General features: G+C 40.4%; 14 protein-coding genes. 13 read left to right on the plus strand and 1 reads right to left on the minus strand.

Going from position 1 to position 16,515, the window contains the following annotated elements; genetic code table 11:
- From M3182_RS02500 to M3182_RS02550, 11 genes are all read left to right on the plus strand, one after another.
- Nucleotides 1-822: a carbohydrate ABC transporter permease gene (locus M3182_RS02500; RefSeq protein ID WP_251435568.1), complete on the plus strand. Its 822-nt coding sequence runs from the start codon at nt 1-3 to the stop codon at nt 820-822.
- Between the two features lie 120 nt (nt 823-942).
- On the plus strand, nt 943-2,628 hold the full coding sequence (locus M3182_RS02505) for a glycoside hydrolase family 13 protein (RefSeq protein ID WP_251556061.1): 1,686 nt from the start codon (nt 943-945) through the stop codon (nt 2,626-2,628).
- A 73-nt stretch (nt 2,629-2,701) separates the two neighbouring features.
- Entirely contained in the window at nt 2,702-3,382 is a 681-nt protein-coding gene (pgmB, locus tag M3182_RS02510) for a beta-phosphoglucomutase (RefSeq protein WP_251556079.1), read from the plus strand.
- On the plus strand, nt 3,383-5,638 hold the full coding sequence (locus M3182_RS02515) for a glycoside hydrolase family 65 protein (protein ID WP_251556081.1): 2,256 nt from the start codon (nt 3,383-3,385) through the stop codon (nt 5,636-5,638).
- A gap of 195 nt (nt 5,639-5,833) precedes the next feature.
- Nucleotides 5,834-6,823: a LacI family DNA-binding transcriptional regulator gene (locus tag M3182_RS02520; protein WP_251435556.1), complete on the plus strand. Its 990-nt coding sequence runs from the start codon at nt 5,834-5,836 to the stop codon at nt 6,821-6,823.
- On the plus strand, nt 6,816-7,694 hold the full coding sequence (rbsK, locus tag M3182_RS02525) for a ribokinase (RefSeq protein ID WP_251435553.1): 879 nt from the start codon (nt 6,816-6,818) through the stop codon (nt 7,692-7,694). Before M3182_RS02520 ends, rbsK begins: the two co-directional genes overlap by 8 nt.
- 1 nt (nt 7,695) lies before the next feature.
- A complete protein-coding gene (gene rbsD / locus M3182_RS02530) occupies nt 7,696-8,091 on the plus strand; it encodes a D-ribose pyranase (protein ID WP_251435551.1) in 396 nt (131 codons plus the stop codon).
- A gap of 62 nt (nt 8,092-8,153) precedes the next feature.
- Entirely contained in the window at nt 8,154-9,632 is a 1,479-nt protein-coding gene (locus M3182_RS02535; RefSeq protein ID WP_251556083.1) for a sugar ABC transporter ATP-binding protein, read from the plus strand.
- 1 nt (nt 9,633) lies between these two features.
- Nucleotides 9,634-10,605: a ribose ABC transporter permease RbsC gene (gene rbsC, locus M3182_RS02540; RefSeq protein WP_251556089.1), complete on the plus strand. Its 972-nt coding sequence runs from the start codon at nt 9,634-9,636 to the stop codon at nt 10,603-10,605.
- 11 nt (nt 10,606-10,616) lie between these two features.
- The gene (gene rbsB, locus M3182_RS02545; RefSeq protein WP_251556097.1) at nt 10,617-11,540 is read left to right on the plus strand and encodes a ribose ABC transporter substrate-binding protein RbsB; all 924 of its coding nucleotides are present in this window, start codon (nt 10,617-10,619) and stop codon (nt 11,538-11,540) included.
- Nucleotides 11,541-11,841: 301 nt separating this feature from the next.
- Nucleotides 11,842-13,269 (plus strand): MDR family MFS transporter, encoded by a 1,428-nt coding sequence (locus tag M3182_RS02550; RefSeq protein WP_251556100.1) that lies wholly within the window; start codon nt 11,842-11,844, stop codon nt 13,267-13,269.
- A 218-nt stretch (nt 13,270-13,487) separates the two neighbouring features.
- Here M3182_RS02550 and M3182_RS02555 read toward each other — a convergent pair whose 3' ends face one another.
- Nucleotides 13,488-14,048, minus strand: coding sequence for a hypothetical protein (locus M3182_RS02555; protein ID WP_251556102.1), 561 nt, complete (start codon nt 14,046-14,048; stop codon nt 13,488-13,490).
- Between the two features lie 401 nt (nt 14,049-14,449).
- On the opposite strand from M3182_RS02555, the gene M3182_RS02560 reads away from it, so the two are divergent.
- Together M3182_RS02560 and purT are read left to right on the plus strand one after the other, a co-directional pair.
- A complete protein-coding gene (locus tag M3182_RS02560; RefSeq protein ID WP_251435531.1) occupies nt 14,450-15,076 on the plus strand; it encodes a metal-dependent hydrolase in 627 nt (208 codons plus the stop codon).
- Nucleotides 15,077-15,331: 255 nt separating this feature from the next.
- Nucleotides 15,332-16,495 carry a formate-dependent phosphoribosylglycinamide formyltransferase gene (gene purT / locus M3182_RS02565; RefSeq protein ID WP_251557070.1) on the plus strand — a complete coding sequence of 388 codons (1,164 nt, stop codon included), beginning with the start codon at nt 15,332-15,334 and terminating at the stop codon, nt 16,493-16,495.
- Nucleotides 16,496-16,515 lie beyond the last annotated feature (20 nt).

A 16,515-nucleotide genomic window follows, 5' to 3' on the forward strand; every position in this document is an offset into this window, starting at 1 on the left:
ATGGTAGGGAACAGAATTAATTGGAAATTAACAATCTTATTACTCTTAGGGACGTTGTTTATTTTATTCCCATTGTACTTAACGATTACAGTGGCTTTCAAAACACCACAGGAAATGACGGGTAATTTACTTGCGCTTCCTGAATCCTGGTCATTTGATAACTTTATCCAGGCCATTGAAATGACAAATTTCTTTGGTGCATTAGGGAATAGTGTCTTTGTTACTCTTGTAACAGTCGTTTTAGTTTTATTAACACACTCATTGGTTGCTTATGCAATTGCACGTAATATGCATAAAAAGTTTTACAAGTTCCTGTATTTCTACTTTATTAGTGCAATGTTTATTCCATTTCCAATCATTATGCTTCCGCTTGTTAAACAAACAAGTATGTGGGGAATGGATAATATCATTGGGTTATCCATTTTGAATGCAGTGATGCATTTAGCCTTTAATGTCTTCATTTATGTTGGGTTTATAAAAACAATCCCGAAAGAGCTGGAAGAAGCGGCAATTATCGATGGAGCCACCACATGGCAGGTATTTTGGAAAGTCATTTTCCCACTAATGAAACCAATGCACGCAACTGTGGCGATTCTTACGGCATTAGCGGCATGGAATGACTTTATGTTACCGCTGGTTATTTTAAGTGATTCCAGTCAGTATACATTGCCTCTTGTACAATATGCCTTCCAGGGACAATTTAGCACGGATTATAATTTAGCATTTGCCTCATACTTGATGGCCATCTTGCCAATGCTGATTGTTTATATCTTTGCTCAAAAATGGATTATTGGCGGCGTTATGAGAGGATCAATTAAATAGTGGAACAACAAGTTAAATGTATTAGGGGACCGGTACATCATGATGCAAAAACATATGTACCGATTCCACTAATTTCTTGAACGAAAAGCCAAAAATGATTGAAAGAAACGGGGGATCACGATGACACATAAAGCATGGTGGAAAGAAAGTGTCGTTTATCAAATTTATCCGAGAAGTTTTAATGACAGTAATGGTGACGGAGTCGGAGATATCAAAGGCATAATTGAAAAGCTTGATTACTTAAAGAATCTTGGCATTGATGTTATTTGGCTATCACCTGTTTATCAATCTCCGAATGATGATAATGGCTATGATATATCTGATTATCAAGCGATCATGGATGAATTTGGAACGATGGAAGATTGGGAAGAGCTATTAGCACAAATGCATCAGCGCGATATGAAATTAATCATGGACCTTGTTGTGAATCATTCTTCTGATGAACATAAATGGTTCCAAGAATCAAGAAAATCCAAAGACAATCCGTATCGTGATTATTACATTTGGCGTCCAGGAAAAGACGGCAAGGAACCGAACAACTGGGAATCTACATTTAGTGGTTCGGCATGGCAGTATGACGAAACAACAGATGAATATTTTCTTCATCTTTTTAGTAAAAAGCAACCAGATTTAAATTGGGAAAATCCAAAGCTACGTCAAGAAGTATACAAGATGATGAAATGGTGGCTTGATAAAGGCGTCGATGGTTTCCGAATGGATGTCATCAACTTTATTTCGAAAGTTCCTGGCTTGCCTGATGCGCCAAACCCTGAAGGAAAAAAATATGTTGGCGGCGGCCAGTATTTCATAGACGGCCCACGTATTCACGAGTTTTTTGCTGAAATGAACCAAGAGGTTTTATCTCAATACGATATCATGACGGTAGGCGAGATGCCTGGCGTCAATGTTGAAGAAGCTAAAAAATATACCAATCCAGAGCGCAAAGAACTGCAAATGGTGTTCCAATTTGAGCATATGGATTTGGATTCTGGCGCTAATGGAAAGTGGGATTTAAAACCATTAGATTTGCGCGATTTAAAAGAAAGCATATCCAGATGGCAAACTGGTTTGCATGGTGTGGGCTGGAATAGCTTGTATTTAAATAATCATGATCAACCGAGAATGGTTTCGCGTTTTGGCAATGACAAAGAATACCGAGTAGTGTCAGCAAAAATGCTTGGAACGTTTCTTCATATGCTCCAAGGAACTCCTTATGTATATCAGGGTGAAGAAATCGGCATGACAAATGTTCAATTTGATTCCATTGAGGACTATAAAGATATTGAAATCTTAAACATGTACAAAGAAAAAGTAGTCGAAGGTGGCGCTGACCCAGCCAAGGTGATGGAATCCATTTATGTAAAAGGTCGTGATAATGCTCGAACACCTTTCCAATGGGATTCATCTGATAACGCTGGTTTTACAACAGGGGAACCATGGTTGAAGGTTAATCCGAACTTTAAAGAAGTCAATGCTGAACAAGCTGTTCTAGATGAAGATTCGATTTATCAATATTATCGTCAATTAATTCAATTACGTAAAACACATCCAATCATTGTTTATGGTGAATATCAATTGATTTTACCAGAAGATAAACAGATCTATGCTTATACTCGAAGCTTTGAAGGAGAAAAATTGCTTGTGGTCACAAACTTCAGTGAAGAACAAGTGTCCTTTGAATTACCTAACGATGTTGCTTTTGATGCTAAAGAAGTTCTTATCAGCAACTATCCAGTATCCGGTATTGATGATTTCCGTGCATTTACATTAAAACCATATGAAGCAAGAGTTTATAAGGGCGTATAAAAACATAATAAGATACCCTCATCCATTTTGGCTGGGGGGTATTCTGTTAAAAGGGACAGGGGAGTGAACATGTATGTTGAAGCCGAAGGCGTTTTTATTCGACCTTGATGGGGTTATTACAGATACAGCGGAATTTCATTATTTAGCCTGGAAGCAGCTGGCAGAAGAGTTAGGCGTTAAAATTGACCGCGCATTTAATGAGCAATTAAAAGGGATTAGCCGGATGGATTCATTAGAGAAAATCCTTGCGCTTAATCCAGATTATCAAGATATGCCGGTTGAAGAAAAAGAGCGGCTCGCAACGAAGAAAAATGAGCATTACCAAGATTTAATCAAAACGATTAGTCCTAACGATATTTTACCTGGAATTGAAAAGTTATTAAAAGAAATCAAGGCACAAGAAATGAAAATCGGTCTAGGATCTGCTAGCAAAAATGCTGTAATGGTGTTGGAACAGCTAGAGCTGACCCATTATTTTGATTATATTGTGGATGCCGCAAAAGTGACGAAAGGCAAACCAAATCCAGAAACCTTTACAACCGCTGCCGACCATTTCGGCGTTGCATATTCAGAATGTGTGGGTGTTGAAGATGCGGCTAGTGGCGTTCAGGCATTGAACTCAGCTGGTATGTTCTCCATTGGTGTGGGCAAAGACCTTACAGAGGCGGATTATCGTGTTGAGTGTACAAATGAGCTTAAGTTGGAAGAAATCCTATCTTATTATAGGAACTGGAAGAGTGAGGAGTTGGCATAAATGGCTTGGAAATTAACGAAATCAGAATTAGACCAGCAAAACTTGCTTATCAATGAAAGTCTCCTTTCCCTTGGAAATGGCTATCTTGGCGTGAGAGGAAACTTTGAAGAAGGTTATAAAGAAGACTTTAAAAGTATTCGTGGTACTTATATAAACGCTTTCCATGATGAAACAGAGATTACCTATGGAGAGAAGTTACATGCTTTCCCAGACAAGCAGCAAAAGTTAGTGAATGTGATTGATGCGCAAACTGTGCAAATTTATCTTGATGATGAACGGTTTTCATTGTTTGAAGGGGAAGTTCTCTCATTTGAACGTCATCTCCATTTAGATAAAGGATATTCGGAACGAATCATTCACTGGAAGTCTTCTAATGGGAAAGAAGCGAAGATTCAGTTTAGAAGAATGGTATCTTTTGTTACGCGAGAATTATTTGCATTAGAGATCGAAGTGGTGCCTGTAGCTGGTGTGACTGAAGTGAAAATCGTTTCGACTGTAAATGGAGATGTTTCCAATTTTGTTGATAAGAACGATCCACGTGTGGCTTCTGGTCATGCGAAACGTTTAACTGTTACGGAGGTTAAAACAGAAGGTTCTTTTAGCATCGTTAAAGATACAACTTATGAAACGAAACTCGATGTTGCTTGCGTTTCCTTTACAGATGCATCGGGAAACAGCCACGTTGAACGTACGGTGTTGGATGGCGGCGTCGAAGAAATCTATACATTTGCTGGAGAAGCGAAGATAACCAAATATAATGCGTATACCGACACACTTAGGCACGGAAAAAATGTGGTCGCGGCTGGTTTGAAGATTCAAGAGGGTCTGAAAGGGAAAACATTTGCTGACTTATTGGCAGAACAAAGAGAGTATCTTGATGAATTCTGGCGTATTTCGGATGTGAAAATTGACGGAGATCAACATTTATTAGAAGGAATTCGGTTTAATGTTTACCAATTGTTACAGTCAGTAGGGAAAGACCCTGTAAGCAATATAGCTGCCAAAGGACTCTCAGGTGAAGGATATGAAGGTCATTATTTCTGGGATACAGAGATTTATATTTTTCCAATGTTCTTAATGACCAATCCGGAGATTGCCAAGAATCTGTTATTGCACCGTTATTCGATTTTGGACAGTGCAAGACAGCGCGCACGTGAAATGGGTCATAAAAAAGGTGCGCTGTTCCCATGGCGGACGATTACTGGTCAAGAAAGCTCTGCCTATTTCCCAGCTGGCACCGCACAATATCATATCAGTGCCGATATTGCTTATAGTTATATTCAATATTATCTGGTTACAAAAGATGAAGAATTTTTAAAAGACTATATGGCAGAAGTCCTTTTCGAAACAGCACGCTTATGGGTCGATACAGGACATTTTAGAAATGGACAGTTCCGAATTGACGATGTCACTGGCCCTGATGAGTATACTTGTATCGTTAATAATAATTACTATACAAATGTGATGGCGAAGCATAACTTGCTATGGGCAGCAAGAGTTTACCAGAAGTTAAAGGATGAAGGGGCTTTAGCTAGTTATACTGCGAAGCTCGGTTTAACGGAGGATGAGGCGATCGAATGGCAGCAAGCCGGCGAAAACATGTATCTTCCATATGATGACGAACTGAAAATTCATGCACAGGATGATACCTTCTTGCAAAAAGAACGGTGGAATTTAGAAAATACCCCAAAAGAGGAATTCCCATTATTATTGCATTATCATCCTCTCACATTGTATCGTTATCAAGTTTGTAAACAAGCGGACACGGTGCTAGGACATTTCTTATTGGAAGATGAAGCAGATTTAGAGACGATTAAGAACTCCTATGATTATTATGAAAGCATTACGACACATGATTCATCCTTGTCTTATTGTGTGTTTAGCATCATGGCTTCGAAGCTCGGTTACAAGGAAAAAGCCTATCAATATTTCATTGAAACCGCACGCCTTGACCTAGATAATACACATGGCAATACAAAAGACGGATTGCATATGGCAAATATGGGTGGTGCATGGCTAGCAATTGTCTATGGGTTTGCTGGAGTACGCATAAAAGAGAGCGGGCTTTCCTTACAGCCAAGTTTGCCGAAGGAATGGAATTCATTAGAATTTAACCTTCAATATCAAGGAAGCTTAATATCAGTAAAAATGGATAAAGAATACGTTACTTATTCATTGGTAGAAGGAAAATCAGTCGAGATTCAACATAACGGTGAAGATATTTTCCTTGAAAGTGGAAAAGAAGTTCTGATGTAGGAACTGTCGTCAATGTTGGTAAACCTGTGGGCTAGAAAGCTCACAGGTTATTTTTTTTGTGGAACAATCTGCGAAACAAGATTTTTCGGGGCGTCCCTGTGGCTTTTTTAAAAGGAGGATAAAAAAACGGTTGCAATGTCGAATCTTGTCGTGTTATTCTGTATGTGTAATCGGTTACATAAAAGAGGTGAGAATGTGGCGACCATTAAGGATGTGGCCAAGAAAGCTGGAGTATCGGTCGCGACGGTATCGCGAGCGATGAATGATAAAGGTTATGTTCATGAGAATACTCGCAAGCTGATTGATGAGGCCATTCGGGAATTGAATTATAAACCTAATGAAGTGGCTCGCTCACTTTATAATAAAAAATCGCGGTTAATTGGCTTGATTCTTCCTGATATTCGCAACCCGTTTTTCCCTGAGTTGGCTCGGGGAGTGGAGGACAAAATGCAGGAACATGGTTTTCGGCTCATTATAGGAAACGCGGATGAACAATTAGACAAAGAATTAGACTATATTGAAACGTTTAAACAAAATAATGTAATCGGTCTCATATCTGCTTCGACAAATGCGGTGTTAACGCATTATGAAAAGCTTTCGTTTCCGCTTGTTCTCCTTGACCGAACTTCGGATCATCATCCTTCTGTCCAAGCGGATGGCTATGAAGGCGGACGACTGGCAGCGAAAGAGTTGGTGAGTCGCGGAAGCACGCGAATTACTTTATTAAAGGGACCGGTTGAATTGCAAACAGCTCAAGAACGCTTTAAAGGGGCGGTGGATGAGCTATTTAATGCAAATGTTCACTTTGATGTGATGACAACTGCTTCGTTTGCTTTTCATAACGCGGAATACTGGGCTAAGGAGCTTTTTGAAAAATACCCAGACACAGATGGCGTAATTGCCAGTAATGATGTTGTTGCTGCAGCTGTACTTCACGAAGCACATAGGTTAGGGAAAAAGATACCAGAACAGCTGCAAATCATTGGCTTTGATGATATCCCGTTCAGTCAGTTTTTATATCCACCATTATCGACAATTCGGCAGCCTGCCTATGAAATGGGTAGGGAAGCAGCCAAGTTACTGATTAGACAAATAAACGGCGAAACACTTGAAGCAAAACGAATCCAATTGCCTGTGCAATTTATTGAAAGACAAACCACAAGAAAGGAAGAGAGAAATGACTAAACTTGTTGTGATTGGAAGTTCTTCCATCGATTTGGTTGTAACTGCGCATAAAAGACCAGAAAAAGGTGAGACCATTCTTGGAGAATCATTTAAAACCGTCCCAGGTGGAAAAGGAGCAAACCAAGCGGTTGCGGCTGCCAGACTAGGCGCAGACGTTTATATGGTTGGTTGTGTCGGACAAGATGATTTTGGAAGAACCATTCTAGAGAATTTTAAAAAGAATGGTGTCAATACAGAATATATGGAACCGGTTACAGATATTGAAACAGGAACCGCCCACATTACCTTGGCAGAGGGAGACAATAGCATCATTGTCGTGCAAGGAGCAAACAAATATGTATCTCCTGATTATATCGAAAAAGCAATGGATGTCTTTGATAACGCGGATATGGTGTTGATTCAACAGGAAATTCCGGCAGAGACAGTGGAGTATGTTGCTGAAATCTGTAATGAAAAAGGAATTCCGTTGTTGTTAAATCCAGCGCCATCACGTCCAGTTAGCCAGGCTGTGATTGAAAAAGCAACGTATATTACGCCGAATGAAACGGAAGCAGCTGTGTTGTTTGCAGGTGAAAACGCAAAAGAAGCGATGAAAAAGTATCATAACAAAGTGTTTATCACGGAAGGCAGCAAAGGCGTTCGTTTCCATGATGGCCAGAAAGAAGTTTTGGTTCCTTCTTATAAAGTAGAAGCAGTCGACACAACTGGAGCTGGCGATACGTTTAATGCGGCGTTTGCGGTCGCACTTTCAGAAGGCAAGAGTATACAAGACAGTATTCAGTTTGCTAACCGAGCGGCTTCCCTTTCTGTTACAAAGTTCGGTGCTCAAGGCGGCATGCCAACTAGAGCTGAAGTGGAAGGGAGCTTGTAAGGTGAAAAAGCAAGGAATATTAAACAGTGAGATTACAAAGGTACTCGCAGATCTTGGACATACGGATTATCTGGTAATCGCAGATGCAGGTTTACCTGTTCCAGAAGGGGTTCGAAAAATTGACCTGGCTTTGAAGCCAGGGACTCCTTCGTTTCAGGAAGTGGTTGAGGTAGTTGCCGATGACATGGTGATTGAGAAAGTCTGCTTTGCTTCTGAAATTCATGAAGCGAATGCGGAGGGTGCTACTTTTTTAACAGAGACGTTCTCCGAGATTGATAGAGTGGAAGTTTCGCATGAGGAACTGAAAAAGCTAACTAAACAGGCAAAAGCTGTCATCCGTACTGGGGAAGTTACGCCGTATGCAAACTGTATTCTATATTCAGGCGTGTTTTTCTAAAACGGAATTGACAAAGTGGTATCAACTAGTGAAAAGAGCTTACAAAAGCCGAGGTGAACAACATGCATATTACAATGCAGGGAATTTATAAAGCGTTTGGAACAAACCAAGTGTTAACAGGGGTTGATTTTGAGTTAAAAGAAGGCGAAGTTCATGCTTTGATGGGTGAGAACGGTGCAGGAAAATCGACGATGATGAATGTGTTAACTGGGCTTCATTCGCTTGATCAAGGGCAAATCTTCGTTGACGGAAAAGAGACTTATTTTAAAAATCCGAAAGAAGCGGAGCAAGCGGGAATTACATTTATTCATCAAGAACTTAATATCTGGCCGGAAATGTCGGTTCTTGATAATATGTTCATTGGTAAAGAACCGAAGAAGGCTTTCGGTCTTGTTGATTCAGCTAAAATGAAAAGGCTTGCAGAAGAACAGTTTAAAAGATTAGATGTTTCACTTCCATTTGATAAAGAAGCTGGTAGTTGTTCGGTTGGGGAACAACAAATGATTGAGATTGCGAAAGCGCTGATGACAAAAGCAAAAGTGATTATCATGGATGAACCGACTGCGGCTTTGACGGAGCGAGAAATCCAAAAATTGTTTGAAGTCATTGCTTCGTTGAAAAAAGAAGGCGTTTCCATTGTCTATATTTCCCACCGAATGGAAGAAATCTTTGCGATTTGTGACCGGATTACGGTGATGCGAGATGGAAAAACCGTTGATACAAAACCAATTCCGGAAACGAGTTTTGAAGTAGTGGTTCGGAAAATGGTTGGTCGCGAACTGAAAGATCGGTTCCCGAAACGGAATTCAAAGCCAGGCGAGATCGTGCTTGAAGTGAAAAATTTAACTGGCAAAGCATTTCGAGATGTTAGTTTTTCCGTCTGTTCTGGAGAGATTGTAGGCGTTTCCGGTTTAATGGGAGCAGGCAGAACGGAAATTATGCGCGGTATATTCGGGTTAGATTCAATTGAGAGTGGCGATGTCATTTTAAATGGAGAAAAAGTGACCATAAAAAATGCGAATCAAGCTGTCAACCATGGAATTGGGTTTATCACCGAGGACCGGAAAGACGAAGGATTGGTGTTGGACTTTTCAATCAAAGACAACATCGCGTTACCGTCGCTATACAGTTTTGCTCCAAAAGGAATCATCAAGGAAAAAGATGAAAAAGAGTTCGTTGATATGCTGATTAAACGATTAACGGTTAAAACGGAATCTGCTGAAACAAGAGTTGGCGATTTGTCCGGTGGAAACCAGCAAAAAGTGGTTATCGCAAAATGGATTGGGATCGGTCCGAAAGTGTTGATTTTAGATGAGCCAACACGAGGCGTCGATGTTGGTGCCAAACGGGAGATTTATCAGTTGATGAATGAGTTGACCGACCGTGGCGTTGCGATCATCATGGTGTCTTCAGAATTGCCTGAAGTGCTCGGGATGAGCGACCGAATTCTCGTTGTCCACGAAGGAAAAATTGCCGGTGAACTTCCAAAAGAAACAGCAACACAGGAAAACATTATGACACTAGCAACAGGAGGCCAGTGAGATGAAAGCAAACAGTGAAGTTTTACAAGAAAAGAAGGGGAACCTCCTCCAATCTGTTACCCAAAAACTTGGTCCTTTCCTTGGGCTATTAATCTTAGTGATTTTTGTTTCAGTTATGAATCCAAGTTTCTTAGAACCATTGAATATCTTAAATTTATTACGTCAAGTTTCGATTAATGCATTAATTGCGTTTGGGATGACGTTCGTTATTTTAACCGGTGGAATTGACTTATCGGTCGGCGCGATTCTCGCATTGTCGAGTGCGTTAACAGCTGGGATGATTGTTTCCGGAATTGATCCGATGCTAGCAATTTTAATTGGTGCTCTTTTAGGGGCCATTTTTGGAGCGGTGAACGGTCTATTGATCACAAAAGGAAAAATGGCTCCGTTTATCGCGACATTAGCAACAATGACTTTGTTTAGAGGGCTTACGCTTGTTTATACAGAAGGAAATCCAATCACAGGCTTAGGCGATAATATCCTATTCCAATTATTTGGTCGAGGCTATTTCCTTGGTATTCCTGTTCCTGCGGTAACGATGATTGTGACATTTATTGTATTGTATATTCTGCTTCATAAAACACCGTTTGGTCGCCAAACATATGCGATTGGTGGCAATGAAAAAGCGGCGCTAATTTCAGGGATTAAAGTACCGCGCGTAAAAGTTCTGATTTATAGTTTATCCGGTTTTCTAGCAGCTTTGGCTGGCGCGATTTTAACTTCTCGTTTAAACTCAGCACAACCAACAGCAGGGGAATCGTATGAATTGGATGCAATTGCGGCGGTTGTTCTAGGTGGGACAAGCCTTTCAGGAGGTAAAGGAAGAATCTTTGGAACGATGATCGGGGTTTTGATTATTGGTGTCCTTAATAATGGTTTGAACCTTCTAGGCGTATCGTCTTTCTATCAACAGGTTGTCAAAGGGATCGTTATCATTATCGCGGTATTACTTGACCGTAAAAAATCAGCCTAGGAGGAGACAAAATGAGAAAATTTCTGGCTTTATTTTTAACGTTATCACTTGTCGTTTTATCGGCCTGCTCTATGGAACCGCCGGCCTGGGCGAAGCCTGACCAAGGGGATAAAAAAATCGCGGATTTAAAAATAGGACTTTCTGTTTCAACACTGAATAACCCGTTCTTCGTTTCGTTAAAAGATGGCGTGGTGAAAGAGGCGGAAGCGAAGGGAATTGAAGTGAAAGTCGTTGACGCTCAAGATGATTCGGCAAAACAAATTAACGACGTGGAAGATTTAATTCAGCAAGGTGTTGATGTACTATTGATCAACCCAACCGATTCAGCAGCAATTTCAACTGCGGTTCAATCTGCGAACAGCATTGGCATTCCTGTAATTACACTTGATCGTTCCGCTGATAAAGGTGAAGTGGAAGCACTGGTTGCATCTGATAATGTGAAGGGCGGCGAAATGGCAGCTGAGTATATTGTTGAACAGCTTGGTGAAGGCGCTTTAGTAGCGGAATTGGAAGGAGTTCCTGGTGCATCTGCCACACGTGAGCGTGGAACAGGTTTCCATAATGTTGCGGATGAAAAATTAAATGTCGTCGCCAAACAAGCGGCAAATTTTGATCGGACAGAAGGATTAACCGTTATGGAAAACATCATTCAAGCAAACCCAGACATTAAAGCGGTATTTGCACACAATGATGAAATGGCTCTTGGGGCGATCGAAGCGATTAACAGCTCTGGTCGGGATATTATGGTCATCGGATTTGACGGAAATGACGATGCGCTTAAAGCAATCGAAGCAGGACAGCTAGAGGCAACGGTGGCTCAGCAACCAGATCTAATCGGACAACTTGCTGTTCAAGCGGGGCTTGATGCTGCCCAAGGCAAAAAAGTAGAAGAAAATATTCCCGCGCCGTTGAAACTAGTGACAATTGAAGAATAAAATTCGAAAAACGAATGGGGGAGACCCCATTCGTTTTTCTTTTGGGAACGGAGTGCTGTGAAACATTTGTGTTGTGAAACAAGATTTTTCGGGGCGTCACAGTGACTTAGTTAGTGAACTTAGTTTGTCCGAAAAACAAAGTAGTTGAGTTTTCTGAATGATGGTATTAAAATCATAAAGGTGTTCTGCACTTTTTGGTAGAAAGTGGGTTTGTGAGGTGTATTTTTTACTCCTGACCTTTCGGTGTATCCAAATTGCAAACTGGGTCAGATGATATTTAGCAATGGAAAGGATTTTGGTCATGAGTAAATCGATTGAGAACAGGTCTACGATTGTAGCGTTATTGTTAGCGGGGACTTTTATTGCGATTTTAAATCAAACTTTAATGATTACCGCGATTCCCCCGATTATGGAAGAAATGGACGTTACGGCAAACAGTGCACAGTGGTTGACGACTATTTTTATGCTTGTGAATGGAATTATGATTCCTGTTAGTGCTTTCTTATTGGAGCGATTTACGACAAGACAGTTGTTTATTACTGCGATGAGTGTGTTCACTTTTGGAACACTTGTTGCTGGCCTTGCTCCGAATTTTGGTGTGCTTTTGCTTGGGCGGGTTATCCAATCTAGCGGAGCTGGCGTTATGCTTCCACTCATGCAAACAGTGTTTTTTATGATTTTTCCGGTTAATAAGCGTGGAGCCGCTATGGGATTAGTGGGCCTTGTGATTTCGTTTGCGCCAGCCATTGGTCCTGCTTTGTCTGGTTGGGTAACCGAGCATTATTCGTGGAGAGTGTTATTTTACATTATTTTCCCGATTGCACTGATTGATATTATTGTCGCTTCAAAAGTGTTGAAAAATGTAACAGAAGTTAGCCGGCCAAAAATGGATGTATTATCGATTCTTTTATCTTCCTTTGGATTTGGCGGTTTATTGTTTGGGTTTACATGTGCGGGGAATATCGGGTGGTTAGCACCTTTAACGCTATTGTCACTTACTGTCGGGGTAATTTCGTTAACGATTTTTATTTTGCGGCAGTTCCGTTTAGATCATCCTATGCTGGAGTTTCGCGTCTTTAAGCAATCATTGTTTCCGCAAGCAATTATCATTGGAATGATTGCGTTTATGGGCTTAATTGGGGTTGAAACGATCATTCCTTTATATATGCAAAATATGCGTGATTTTACTGCGTTTGAAGCAGGTTTAGCTTTATTGCCAGGTGCGTTGGTTACAGGGCTTTTATCTCCGATTACGGGTCGAGTGTTTGATCGCATTGGGGCAAGATGGCTCGTCATTACTGGGTTAACCATTATGACGATAGCTTCGTTTTTGTATACGAACCTTGGTCCAACGACTTCTTTTGCTTTTATCACGCTTGTTTATTCGCTAAGAATGTTTGGGTTATCGATGGTAATGATGCCCGTCTCGACAGCTGCGTTAAACAAACTTCCTAAAAAATTAATTGCACATGGAGCCGCGATGGACAATACGTTGAAGATGATTGCTGCATCGGTAGGAACGGCTGTGTTAGTAACCGTGATGACAACAACTGCTTCGTCTGTCCAAGAAAGTTCAGCTACTCCATATCCGGACATACACGGAGCGAATATAGCTTTAATCGTCGTAACTGTGCTTTCTTTTGTTGCTTTGGTGCTATCTTTTACCATTAAAGATCGTAAGCCTGGAGCGCAGGAAGAGAAACGATTAGAAGAGGTGGAACAGCAGTAGGAAGGAAAAAGAACTGACCCAATGCTTAAAAAGCTAGGGTCAGTTCTTTTTAGTGAAAGTCTAATAATACGGTAGCATACTTAACTGGTTCAGTTTCGAATTATACAATAACGAATTAAAAAGTGTTTTCCTGTTTTATTCTATTTGAATTAGGATGTAAAAATGCTTGGGTTTGGTCCAAGTATTTACTTTAATATAAGCACAGGTTAACTTAATTTTTATTTCGCTGTCTGGTAAAGCAATTCCCCGTCAGAAGAATAAGCAGTAACCCCCGCTACGCTTTCATTCGCATCATCTAATTCAGAAACAAGATACCAATACATTCTCTCGTTATTTACTATTAAACTTGCATCTCTTTGTTTATTTTTGTATTCAACTGTAATTTTACTAATTTCAGGGTCCCTTACTTCTCCTAAAAATATAGTTGTATAGGGGCTTTCCGTATTAACCAAAACTTCCCCTTTGTGCCACGTTGATTGACTGAATGAAAAAGGAGTTAAATCTGTATCAGTAGAGTACATAAAACTTGAACTCCCTTGATAATCCCAACCAACTTCTTTTAATGAAAAATGAAGTACACCATACCCATTTGGCGATTGGTATAAAGAGAATGCTGTTTCATCCAATTCTTCAGTATAAAAAATATCAGATGCTAGGATCTCAGTTTTTAATGTTGCTTGTTGTAGAGTTATAAATTCAGGTTTTGGATCCTCAACTCCATCACTACAACCTGAAACAATTAGGATTAATACAACAAAAATCGTAAACAATGATTTCAAAAAAACACCCTTTTTTATTTAAAAGTTTATCACATATCTTCTACCATTCTTTCACAAACCAACCCATTCATTATATAAGCTTTCTTTTATTTTACCATTCATAACCCAAATACTTCTAGATGTTTAGCATCGAACTTAGCAACTAATTAACACATGTTGATACAGGTTAAAATGGGCTCTACTCGGTTTCCATCCAATCTGGTTGAAAACTATTATTAAACTCAACAATAGGATGTAGCCGAATGTTGGTAAGTAATCATTCCTAATTACTATCTTTAGTTTGGAAGAGGGTTCCTTAATTTAAGTTTGCGAAAACTGAATAAAAAGATTTAACTATGATTAAAAGTATAATAGAATAAGTTTTTGGAAGATATGTAGTTTGTAGGTAGGGGTTGACGAACATGAATGGAACTGCACATATGTTGATTGGAGCGGGGGTTGGTTTTGTTGCGGCGAATAGCTACCAAACAGATCCGGCGGGGACGCTGATTTTTGTTGGAGTAGGGACTTTGGCTGGTTTGATGCCAGATATTGATATTGATGGAAAGTTGACGAATCGAATTACGTTTTCGTATAAAATGATCAAATATATTACTCAATTAATTGGGTTTCTGATGATGCTATATAGTTACATAGATGGATCAGGGAAAGAAAAGTGGTTAGGGATTGCGGTTGGAATCGGAATTTTAATTGTTTCTACTCAAATTACGCAGCGACGGATGCTGACTGTCACAGGAGTGGGTGTTTTAATTGGTGGCCTGTCTTTGCAAGAGCCATGGCTTCTGTTGTTAGGGGCGTTTATCGTGATTGCTTCATTTGTGCCGCATCGAAGTTACACGCATTCTCTACTCGGATTAGCCTTTTTCGGAGTTATTGCCCATCTGTTTGAACAATCGATTGGAATGGAAGGAGTATACAAGGTAGCGGTAGCTGCGTATGCGAGTCATCTGATTGCAGATATGAAATTCCTTCCGTTCAATCGAAGGGGCGTGAAGTTGTTTTTGCCGTTGTCGTCGAAAGAAATATAATAGCCTCGAAAATGAGGCTAGAAATCAATGCAGCAGGGCATTTTTTGCCTTACTGCATTTTTTTTTTTCGAGAGTTTAGGGAAGAAGAATCAGGTACAAGGTTGAAGTGTCGAACTATTATTTTTGTAAAATATCAAACGTTCGTGTTTTATGAAGAAATTACCCTTGAAACAGATAAAAAAATAGAATATGATAACCAAAAGGCAAACTATAAGGAGATGGATTAGATTGGGTGGTATCCAGCGGAAAAAGATCATGTTACTTGGTTCAGGTGAACTTGGGAAAGAAGTTATCATTGAGGCGCAACGTTTAGGGGTTGAGACGATAGCGGTTGACCGCTATGAAAATGCTCCAGCCATGCAGGTAGCACATCGATCTTTTGTTGTGGACATGCTTGATGGCATTTCACTTCGTAGAGTCATAGAAAAAGAGAAACCAGATTTGGTTGTACCTGAAATTGAAGCAATTGCTACGGAAACGTTATTGGAGCTTGAACAGGAAGGGTATCATATTGTTCCGACGGCAAAAGCGACAAATTTGACAATGGACAGGGAAGGAATTCGGCGGTTGGCGAGTGAAGAACTAGGGCTTCCTACGGCGAAGTACGCTTTTGCCAATAATCTCGAAGAATTAAAAGTAGCTGTAGAGGAAATCGGCGTCCCTTGTGTGATCAAACCAATTATGAGTTCTTCAGGAAAAGGACAAAGTGTTTGCCGTTCACTAGAAGAAATTGAACAAAGTTGGAATGAAGCGATTACGGGTGGCCGCGCGAATAAAAACCGCGTCATCGTCGAAGAATTTATCCATTTTGATTCGGAAATTACCTTGTTAACCGTCCGTTCAAGTTCCGGAACAACTTTTTGTCCTCCAATTGGACACGTGCAAAAAGATGGGGACTATATCGAATCCTGGCAGCCACATGAGATGTCAGCGGAACAACTCTTGGAAGCGCAAGAGGTTGCGAAAAAAATTACGGATGCTCTTGGTGGCTATGGTTTGTTTGGAGTCGAACTATTTCTTTCCACGTCAGGTGTCTATTTTAGTGAAGTGTCGCCACGACCACATGATACGGGAATGGTGACGATGGCAACCCAAGATTTGTCTGAGTTTGCGTTACATATTCGAGCGATATTAGGGTATCCAATTCCAGCGGTTCAGCTATGGAAGGCTGGTGCAAGTCATACGATTAAAGCTCGCGAAGAAAGCAAGAGTTACGAAGTGACTGGAATTGCTGAAAGTTTAGGTGTTCCGAATACACAGGTTCGTGTGTTTGCTAAACCGGAAACAAAAATCGGCCGACGCATGGCGGTTGTGTTAAGCAATGCCGATTCGGTAACAGAAGCAAGGGATAAAGCAAAGCTAGCGGCTTCTAAAATCGAGGTTTGTTATGATGGCGCAACTAGTAAAATGAACAACTAGAAAATAGAGAAAGTGGGACG

The sequence above is a fragment of the Mesobacillus maritimus genome (genome assembly GCF_023715205.1).
GTDB lineage: Bacteria > Bacillota > Bacilli > Bacillales > Cytobacillaceae > Mesobacillus_B > Mesobacillus_B maritimus_C.